This window comes from Rhodococcus sp. (in: high G+C Gram-positive bacteria), assembly GCF_049591685.1.
In the GTDB taxonomy this organism is placed as follows: domain Bacteria; phylum Actinomycetota; class Actinomycetes; order Mycobacteriales; family Mycobacteriaceae; genus Rhodococcoides.
Genome location: NZ_JBAWFH010000208.1, coordinates 1 through 8,100, shown reverse-complemented (window position 1 = coordinate 8,100; position 8,100 = coordinate 1). Strand labels below are relative to the sequence as shown.

General features: G+C 63.3%; 7 protein-coding genes and 1 pseudogene. 6 read left to right on the top strand and 2 right to left on the bottom strand.

Annotated elements, in window-relative coordinates; all coding sequences use genetic code 11:
- Window positions 1-1,254, top strand: a 1,254-nt coding sequence (locus WBQ44_RS08945; protein WP_495566350.1) for a CoA-acylating methylmalonate-semialdehyde dehydrogenase, incomplete at its 5' end; no start/stop codon positions are given.
- Between the two features lie 113 nt (window positions 1,255-1,367).
- Here the strand turns inward: WBQ44_RS08945 and WBQ44_RS08940 are convergent.
- Complete coding sequence (locus tag WBQ44_RS08940) at window positions 1,368-1,724, bottom strand: universal stress protein (protein WP_495566349.1); 357 nt, start codon at window positions 1,722-1,724, stop codon at window positions 1,368-1,370.
- Window positions 1,725-1,866: 142 nt separating this feature from the next.
- Window positions 1,867-2,043, bottom strand: a pseudogene (locus tag WBQ44_RS08935) (MFS transporter); the annotation flags it as partial.
- Between the two features lie 218 nt (window positions 2,044-2,261).
- On the opposite strand from WBQ44_RS08935, the gene WBQ44_RS08930 reads away from it, so the two are divergent.
- From WBQ44_RS08930 to WBQ44_RS08910, 5 genes are all read left to right on the top strand, one after another.
- The gene (locus WBQ44_RS08930) at window positions 2,262-3,095 is read left to right on the top strand and encodes a MurR/RpiR family transcriptional regulator (protein ID WP_495566348.1); all 834 of its coding nucleotides are present in this window, start codon (window positions 2,262-2,264) and stop codon (window positions 3,093-3,095) included.
- A 68-nt stretch (window positions 3,096-3,163) separates the two neighbouring features.
- Window positions 3,164-4,324 (top strand): ABC transporter substrate-binding protein, encoded by a 1,161-nt coding sequence (locus WBQ44_RS08925; RefSeq protein WP_495566347.1) that lies wholly within the window; start codon window positions 3,164-3,166, stop codon window positions 4,322-4,324.
- 23 nt (window positions 4,325-4,347) lie between these two features.
- Window positions 4,348-6,054, top strand: coding sequence for an ABC transporter permease (locus WBQ44_RS08920; protein WP_495566346.1), 1,707 nt, complete (start codon window positions 4,348-4,350; stop codon window positions 6,052-6,054).
- Window positions 6,051-7,094: an ABC transporter ATP-binding protein gene (locus tag WBQ44_RS08915; RefSeq protein ID WP_495566345.1), complete on the top strand. Its 1,044-nt coding sequence runs from the start codon at window positions 6,051-6,053 to the stop codon at window positions 7,092-7,094. Before WBQ44_RS08920 ends, WBQ44_RS08915 begins: the two co-directional genes overlap by 4 nt.
- Complete coding sequence (locus WBQ44_RS08910; protein ID WP_495566344.1) at window positions 7,091-7,666, top strand: histidine phosphatase family protein; 576 nt, start codon at window positions 7,091-7,093, stop codon at window positions 7,664-7,666. Before WBQ44_RS08915 ends, WBQ44_RS08910 begins: the two co-directional genes overlap by 4 nt.
- The last annotated feature ends 434 nt before the right edge of the window (window positions 7,667-8,100 follow it).

Below are 8,100 nucleotides of genomic sequence, written 5' to 3'. Positions count from 1 at the left end.
AAGGGCGAACTCGCCGAGATCATCACCGCCGAACACGGCAAAGTCCACTCCGACGCGCTCGGCGAAATTTCCCGCGGCCAAGAAGTCGTCGAATTCGCCTGCGGCATACCCCATCTACTCAAAGGCGGATACACCGAGAACGCGTCGACGAAAGTCGACATCTACTCCATCCGCCAACCCCTCGGACCCGTCGGCATCATCTCCCCGTTCAATTTCCCCGCCATGGTCCCGATGTGGTTCTTCCCCCTCGCCATCGCCGCAGGCAACACCGTCGTGCTCAAACCCTCGGAAAAAGACCCCACCGCATCGCTGTGGATGGCAGAACTGTGGAAGGAAGCCGGCCTGCCCGACGGTGTCTTCAACGTCCTGCAAGGCGACAAACTCGCCGTCGACGAACTGCTCGAGAACAAGGCGATCAAGTCGATCTCCTTCGTCGGCTCCACCCCGATCGCGCAGTACGTCTACAGCGTCGGCACCAGCCACGGCAAACGCGTCCAGGCCCTCGGCGGGGCGAAGAACCACGCCATCGTGCTCCCCGACGCCGACCTCGACCTCGCCGCCGATGCCATGGTCAACGCCGGCTTCGGCTCGGCCGGTGAACGCTGCATGGCTATTTCCGCCCTCGTCGCCGTCGGCCCGATCGCCGACGAACTCGTCGCGAAGATCGTCGAACGCACCACCCCACTGAGAACCGGGGACGGCACCAAGAACTCGGACATGGGACCACTGGTGACCAAAGCGCACCGAGACAAGGTCGCCTCCTACGTCGACGCCGGCGAAGCAGCAGGAGCGACCATCGTCGTCGACGGCCGCACCGTGCAGGCCGATGGTGGCAAGGACGGTTTCTGGTTGGGCCCGACGTTGATCGACAACGTCACCACCGACATGTCCATCTACACCGACGAAATCTTCGGACCCGTCCTCTCGGTGGTACGCGTCGACACCTACGACGAAGCCCTCGAACTGATCAACAACAACCCCTACGGCAACGGCACCGCCATCTTCACCAACGACGGCGGCGCCGCGAGGCGCTTCCAGAACGAAGTGGAAGTAGGCATGATCGGCATCAACGTCCCCATCCCTGTCCCCATGGCGTACTACAGCTTCGGTGGCTGGAAGAACTCCCTCTTCGGCGACACCCACGCCCACGGCATGGAAGGCGTGCACTTCTTCACCCGCGGCAAAGCCATCACCAGCCGCTGGCTCGACCCCAGCCACGGCGGCATCAACCTCGGTTTCCCAGAGAACAGCTAGATCCGCTCCGCGTCTCCGGGTTTCCCAGAGAACAGCTAGATCCGCATCAACGAAACCCCCTCCGCAGATCACACGCGGAGGGGGTTTCGTGTTGCCAAGTTACCTCGGGAGTTTCAGTTGGGCTGCACGCTGAGTACGGGGACCGGCGACAGCATGAGCAGCCGCTGAGTCACGCCGCCCAACAACGCTTTCCCGTCTCGGCTGCGTCGCTTGATGCCGGTGACGAGCCTCGTCACTTCGGGGTGGGCGTCGATTTCGTCGAATATGGCCATCCCTGGATCGCGGTCCTCGCGGCCGGCTCGGTCGATCACACGCACGGACACGTTGCTGCCCAACTCGGTGGTGTCGAGTCGTCCCAGCGTCAGATCGGTTGCAATGAGGTCCGTGCTCAGTGCTGCGGCTTCGTCGGCTGCCATTCGGAGTGCGTGGCGTCCTTCCTCGCTGTCGGACACTGCAACCAAAATAGCCATTTTCGAACTCCTTCCGATAGAACTTCCACGGTTACGAGTATTCGCGACGGAACCGGGCCTCGAGATCCTCCAGAGACTGCCCGCGAGTTTCGGGAACCTGCGTGACGATGAAGATCAGAGCCAGCACCCCGAGCCCGACGAACGGTGCAATCTCGGAGAGGTAGACCGGAACAGTGGCCGAAGCACCGCCGACGGCCAGGCCGAGGATGAAGCGGAACACTGCGAGGACTTCCCACGACGGCGCCAGCACGCACCCGAGCGTGCCCACGACGAACACCCCGGACAGCATCAAGATGTTGTGTCGGCGCCCGCCATGGTCTTCCTCATCCTTCGTGGCAGTGAAACGCTTACCTCAAAATACGCAGTGCGTGGGTGTGCATATGTCTCAACATAGTTTCGGGCAGATGAGTAGTGGGTCACAAATATGAAGGCTCTGAAGAGCGCCCTGACGACTTCACGGTGCATATCGGGCAAACAGCACGTTAACTTGCACAGCTTGCAGGCGTTGCAAGTGAGGTTGCGGATAGCGTCGCCGCCGTGCTCATCACAGAACTGGTGGCAAGCCGAGGACACCTCCTCACCGCCAACGATCGCCGACTCGTCGCGCTGCTGCAGTCACAACCTGCCGCTGCGTCGTACTGGTTGGCGACCGACCTGACGGGTCCGGTCGGTCTGCACCAGTCGGCGGCCACCAGATTGGCGCAGCGCCTCGGCTTCGCCGGTTACCCCGAATTGCGGGAGGCTCTCCGTCAGGACTATCTGACGGGCGAAGGGCCCTCGCAGCGAGTCCGTGGTCGCCTCGATCGCCATCCGAACGACGATGTGATTCGCGGTTTCGTCGAGGACGAGCTCACCGCGTTGTCGGAACTGACCCGTCACGTGAACCAAAGGCAGCTCGACGATCTGGCAGTTCGCATCATCGCTGCCGATCACATCTACGTCTTCGGTCAGGGCAACGCGACAGTACTGGTAGATCTGCTCTGCCGACGGTTTCAGCGGTTCGGGATGCGCGTCACCGCACTCTCGGGTGCGCGACGGGATGTCGCGGAGCGAATCACCAGCCTGAGTTCCGACGACGTACTACTGGCGTTCGCATTCCGACGCATGCCAGCGCTTCTCGGTTCGTTGCTGGGCATTGCGGCCGAGAACGATTGCTACACCGCCGTCGTCACCGACACGCTTCTTTCGATGTCGCCGCAACCAGACCAGTTGATCGCCGCGCCGCGCGGTCACGGCGACGAATTTCTTTCCCTCGCCGTACCGATGGCCATCGGTAACGCTCTCGTCCTCACCGTGGCCCGCCGCAGACCCGACGAGTCGAACCGATCGCTGGATCGACTCGCTCACCTGCTCGACAAACTCGAAGCGTGAACACGCTTCATTGCCGCATTGTTCGATCCGAAAACCATCCGAAAAGCCCAAGACCCGGAGGATTTGTCATGCCTGTGTCCGCCCACCCTCGTGCGAGCGCCGCCTGTTCCGTGCTCGCGCTGACCTTTGCCCTCGCGGCGTGCTCAACGTCGACGGAACCGGAAGCGCCGCAGATCGACTGGGCATCGATGTCCCAGGACGAGCTGGTCACGATGGCCCGTGCGGAAGGTTCGGTGTCGGTCTATGCCTTCACCAGCAGGATTGCGTCCATCGAGGAATCCTTCGAAGCTGCGTACCCGGGGATAGACGTGATGGCCACCGACATTTCCTCGACCGAGCTGATCACCAGGCTGGCCAGCGAGCATCGGGCGGGCAGCGCCACCGCAGACGTCGCGTACGTGTCGGATGCCCCGGTGGTGGTGACCGAACTTCTCGCCGACGGTGTACTCGAATCCTATGTTCCGAAAAGGGTTTCGGAGTCGCTGCCCGAGGAGTTTCAGCAGCCGCTCGTAGCCAACCGGTTGTCCACCAAGGTGTTGATGTACAACGAGGAGGCCAACCCCGACGGCCCGCCGGTCGACAACCTCTGGGCTCTGACGGATCCAGAGTGGTCCGGTCGCGTCATGATGGTGGACCCCAACGTTCGCGGCGACTACCTCGATCTCGTCACCGAAATGTCGTTGCGCGCCGACGATATGGCGCAGGCGTACCAGGATCACTTCGGCCGCGAGGTCGAGCTCGACGACGGCGTCGAGGATGCAGGTTTGCAGTTCATCACGGACCTGTACGACAACGATGCGATATTGGTGGACGACACGGATACGGTCAACTCGTCGGTCGGAGCGCGCGGTCAGGCGAACCCACCGGTCGGCTTCACGACCTACTCGGACCGACGGGACAACGAGGACGAGGGGTGGGCACTGCAGGTGGCCGCGGATGTCGCCCCCTCACCGGGCATCGTCTTCCCGGCGATGCTGGGGATCACCGCCGAAGCGAAGAACCCCGCAGCAGCCCGCCTGCTCGTCGACTACATGATGGGTGACAATTCGGAAACCGGCGGACCGGGTTTCGAACCGTTCTATGTCGCAGGCGATTACCCGACGCGTGACGATGTCGTCGCGCCGACCGACGCCCTCTCGCTGGGCGACCTCGGAGCATGGCGTATCGATCCCGAAGCATCGGCAGAGCGTCGCGCGCAGGTAGCCGACTACCTGCTCACCATCCAGTGAAGGCGCTTCCCCGAACGAAGACGGTGAGGCGCCCGATCCATGCGCTGGCGGCCGCGGTGATCGTAGTTCTCGTGATTCTCGTGGCTGCACCGCTGGCGGGCCTGGTCACCAGAACACTGGACGCCGACGCCGACGGCGTGTGGAGCCAGGTGTTCGCGAGCCCGCTGTCGGAGAACCTGCTGTGGCGCCCGCTGGGAAACTCACTACTCGTAGGGTTGGGCGTCGGGGCGCTGGCCACAGTGTTCGGCGCGTTTCTCGCCTGGGTGGTCGTGATGAGCGACATCCCGGGTAAGCGCGTCATCGGGGTATTGGCCACCGTGCCGTTCGCCCTTCCAAGTTTCGCGATCGCACTGGCTTGGGAGAGCGTGTTCCGTAACGAGCGAATCGGCGGTACGCCCGGATTGCTTTCCAGTGTGGGTATTTCGGTTCCCGACGATCTGTCCTGGGGCTTGGTGCCAACGGTTCTGGTCCTCACCGCTCATTATTACTCGCTGTCGTTCGTGATCGTCTCCGCAGCATTGCTCGGCATAGGCGGGGACCTCGTCGCGGCTGCCGAACTCACCGGTGCGTCACGGCTGAGGGTCGCTACTCGAATTGTTCTGCCCGCCGTGTCGCCGGCAATACTGTCCGGTTTTCTGCTCGCGTTCGCCGAAGGCGTCAGCAATTTCGCGGTTCCAGCGCTTCTCGGATTGCCGGTGCGGTTCCAGACGTTGAGCACACGCCTCTACGGCGCAATTTCGACGGGCGACGCCGTACGCGGCTACGCGTTGTCGATCGTGCTCGTGGTGGTCGCGGGAATGGTGCTGTGGGCGGGCAACAGAGCCACGAAGCGCCGGTCCTACGCGACCATCACGGGGAAGGCGTCGGGCATCCGTACCGTCCGGACCGGTGCGTGGCGTTGGCCCTTGTTTGCCATGGCCGCGCTTCTGGTGACCTTGACTGCGATCGTTCCTGGGCTCGTCCTCGCAGTGTCGACGCTGCTGCGCCGCACCAATTCCTTCGACGGCGGATTCACCCTCCACTACTGGCTCGGCGAATCCGACAGTGCCATAGCGCAGGGGATGCGCGGAGTGCTGCGCGATCCGATCGCACTCGACGCGACGAAATCGACGATCCTGCTGGGCCTACTCGTGGCCGTCGGTGCCGCGCTGATCGGTCTGCTCGGAGCGTACGTCGTGCGACACCTGATCCGGCCACGAATTCTCGGCAGCACCATCGGGTTTCTCTCCTACGTTCCGTTCTTGATCCCCGGCGTCGCGTTCGGTGCAGCGTTCATCGCGCTCTTCGGTGCGCCGATCGGACCCCTGCCGTCGCTGTACGGCACCTTTGCGATCCTCGTGGTGGCAGGCGTCGCCGCCAGCTTGCCGTTCGCTTTCCAGACATCCAAGGCGGCACTCGGCCAGGTGTCGAACGAACTGGAAGAGGCCGCGGTGCTCACCGGAGCCGGCGGGCCACGGCGGTTCGCCCGGATCACCACGCCACTGGTCTCTCGTGGAGTGGTCGGCGGCTCGGTACTGGTGTTCGTCACCATGGTCCGCGACCTGTCGCTGGTGGTGTTGCTCGTGACCCCGGCGACGCCGCTGTTGGCAACCATGACGTACCGCTACGCATCCGAGGGCTTCACTCAGCATGCCAACGCCATCACCCTGGTCATTGCCGTCATCTCAGTTGCCGCAACGATTCTCGCGCGAAGGCTGACCCGCGCTCAACCGACAGGAATTCCCTCGTGACCCGCATCGTGCTCGACCGTCTGACCAAAAAGTTCGGAGACCGCACCGCGCTCCACGGCATCGACATCGACTTGCCCGACGGCGCGTTCCTCGTGCTGCTCGGGCCGTCCGGCTGCGGAAAGACGACGACGCTGCGCATGCTCGCGGGGCTGGAACAGCCGTCGAGCGGCAGCATCGCCTTCGGTGATCTGGTGGTTGCGGACGCAGCCGAGGGCATCGACCTTCCAGCGGACAAGCGTGGACTGGGCATGGTGTTTCAAAGTTATGCGTTGTGGCCGCACATGACTGTTCGCGCCAACGTCGAATGGCCACTGAAGGTCGCCGGTTGGACCCGTGACGAACGAACCCGCAGAGTCGACGAAGTGCTCGGCGCGCTGGAAATCGCTGAGCTGGCCGATCGACAGCCGGCTCAGATATCGGGTGGTCAGCAGCAACGCGTGGCCATTGCGCGCACCATCGGCCCACGTCCGGGCGTGCTGCTGTTCGACGAACCTCTGTCCAATCTCGACGCTCGACTGCGGGTGGAGACCCGGGCCGAGATCGTACGACTGCATCGCATGACCGGCGCAACCAGCGTCTACGTCACGCACGATCAGATCGAGGCGTTGGCAATGGCGACGCACATCGCCGTCATGAACAACGGCCGGATCGAGCAGATCGGGAGCCCCACGGAACTACTCGAGAATCCGGCCACCGCATTCGTCGCAGGTTTCCTCGGAACGCCGCCTGCCGTACTGCTGGGAGGCGACGTCATCGGCGGCACGCTCTACTGCGACGGCGTCGCCATTGCGTCCGGGGTCACTTCGGGGACACGGGCGATGTACAGGCCGCAGGATCTGGTGCTGGATGCTACCGGCGATATCGCGTTCGAAGTGTTGGAGTCGACGCCGATGGCCGGACGCCACGTGATCACCGGTATGGTTGCAAAGCAACGTATTTCGATCATCTCCGGTGTTCCCGCGGTGGCCGGTGACATTGCCGCGATCGTGCTACCACCGCAGCCTGCCGCGATTTTCGATGCGGAGGGGCGACGCCTGTGACCACACTTCTGCTGGTGCGTCACGGTGCGACGGAGTGGACCGCAGATCGACGACTGCAGGGCCAGACGGACATCGACCTGTCGACCGTGGGTCGTGCCGATGTGCTCGATCTTGCGCCTGTGGTTGCGGCCTGGAATCCTCTGTCGGTTGTTGCGTCTCCGCTCGCACGTACGACGTCGACCGCCGATATCCTGGGTGCACGTGACGTCGTGCTCGACGAGCGTTGGGTGGAGGCCGGTTTGGGGGAGTGGGAAGGCAGGCTCCCGGGCGAGCTCGGCGCCGACTATCACCGCTGGCGAGCAGGGAAGCTGACGCCGCCCGCCGGTGAAGCGCCGGGTGATGTGACCGCGCGAACCACTGCAGCTGTGTTCGACGCAGTTGCCATGCCCGGTCCGGTTCTCGTCCTCACCCACGGTGGCGTGATCCGGTCGATCCTCTTTTCGTTCGTCGGACTGTCTGCGGCGAGTTTGATTCCCGTTGCAGCGCCGAGTATTACAGCCCTCGACGTCGAACCAGATGGTTCAGCGCGTCTGCGGGTGCTCAATCTCGTGCCCGGGGGAGTTGTTTTATAGGGCGACGACACGGGTTGTCGTGCGAAAACTGATGCTTTCTCTTTCGTCGTCCCATTTTTCGTACGTCGCGTCACCGATGTGGAGGACCTATGACTCGGGGGTGTCGGTCATCGTTACGCTCTTTCATTCGGCGGCACAGGTTCGGTTCGACGGTCGGACACGGTTTCCACCTTGGAAACGATCCAAACCGGTTCGCTGATTCACGGCGGACCGTGCCTGGACATGACTGTGAGCGGCACATGTATTGCTCTGTGCCGCTTACCGTCTGGTCGAATTTCTGCGACACTAGTGCGCCGGGTCGTCTGGCGCTGGGTCGTCGGGTTCGGGGTAGAGGTATTCCTGTGGGTGGTGGTAGTGGTTGATGATTCCGCGGCGTTGGGGGTCGATGGTGGCGGGGGGATGCCATTGGGTGCGTCCGGGGTGTGGGTGGGTTG

What these genes read in the sequence shown, in the direction of transcription:
- WBQ44_RS08925 (WP_495566347.1), top strand. Translation starts at nt 3,164, where the DNA reads ATGCCTGTGTCCGCCCACCCTCGTGCGAGCGCCGCCTGTTCCGTGCTC.
- WBQ44_RS08940 (WP_495566349.1), bottom strand. Translation starts at nt 1,724, where the DNA reads ATGGCTATTTTGGTTGCAGTGTCCGACAGCGAGGAAGGACGCCACGCA.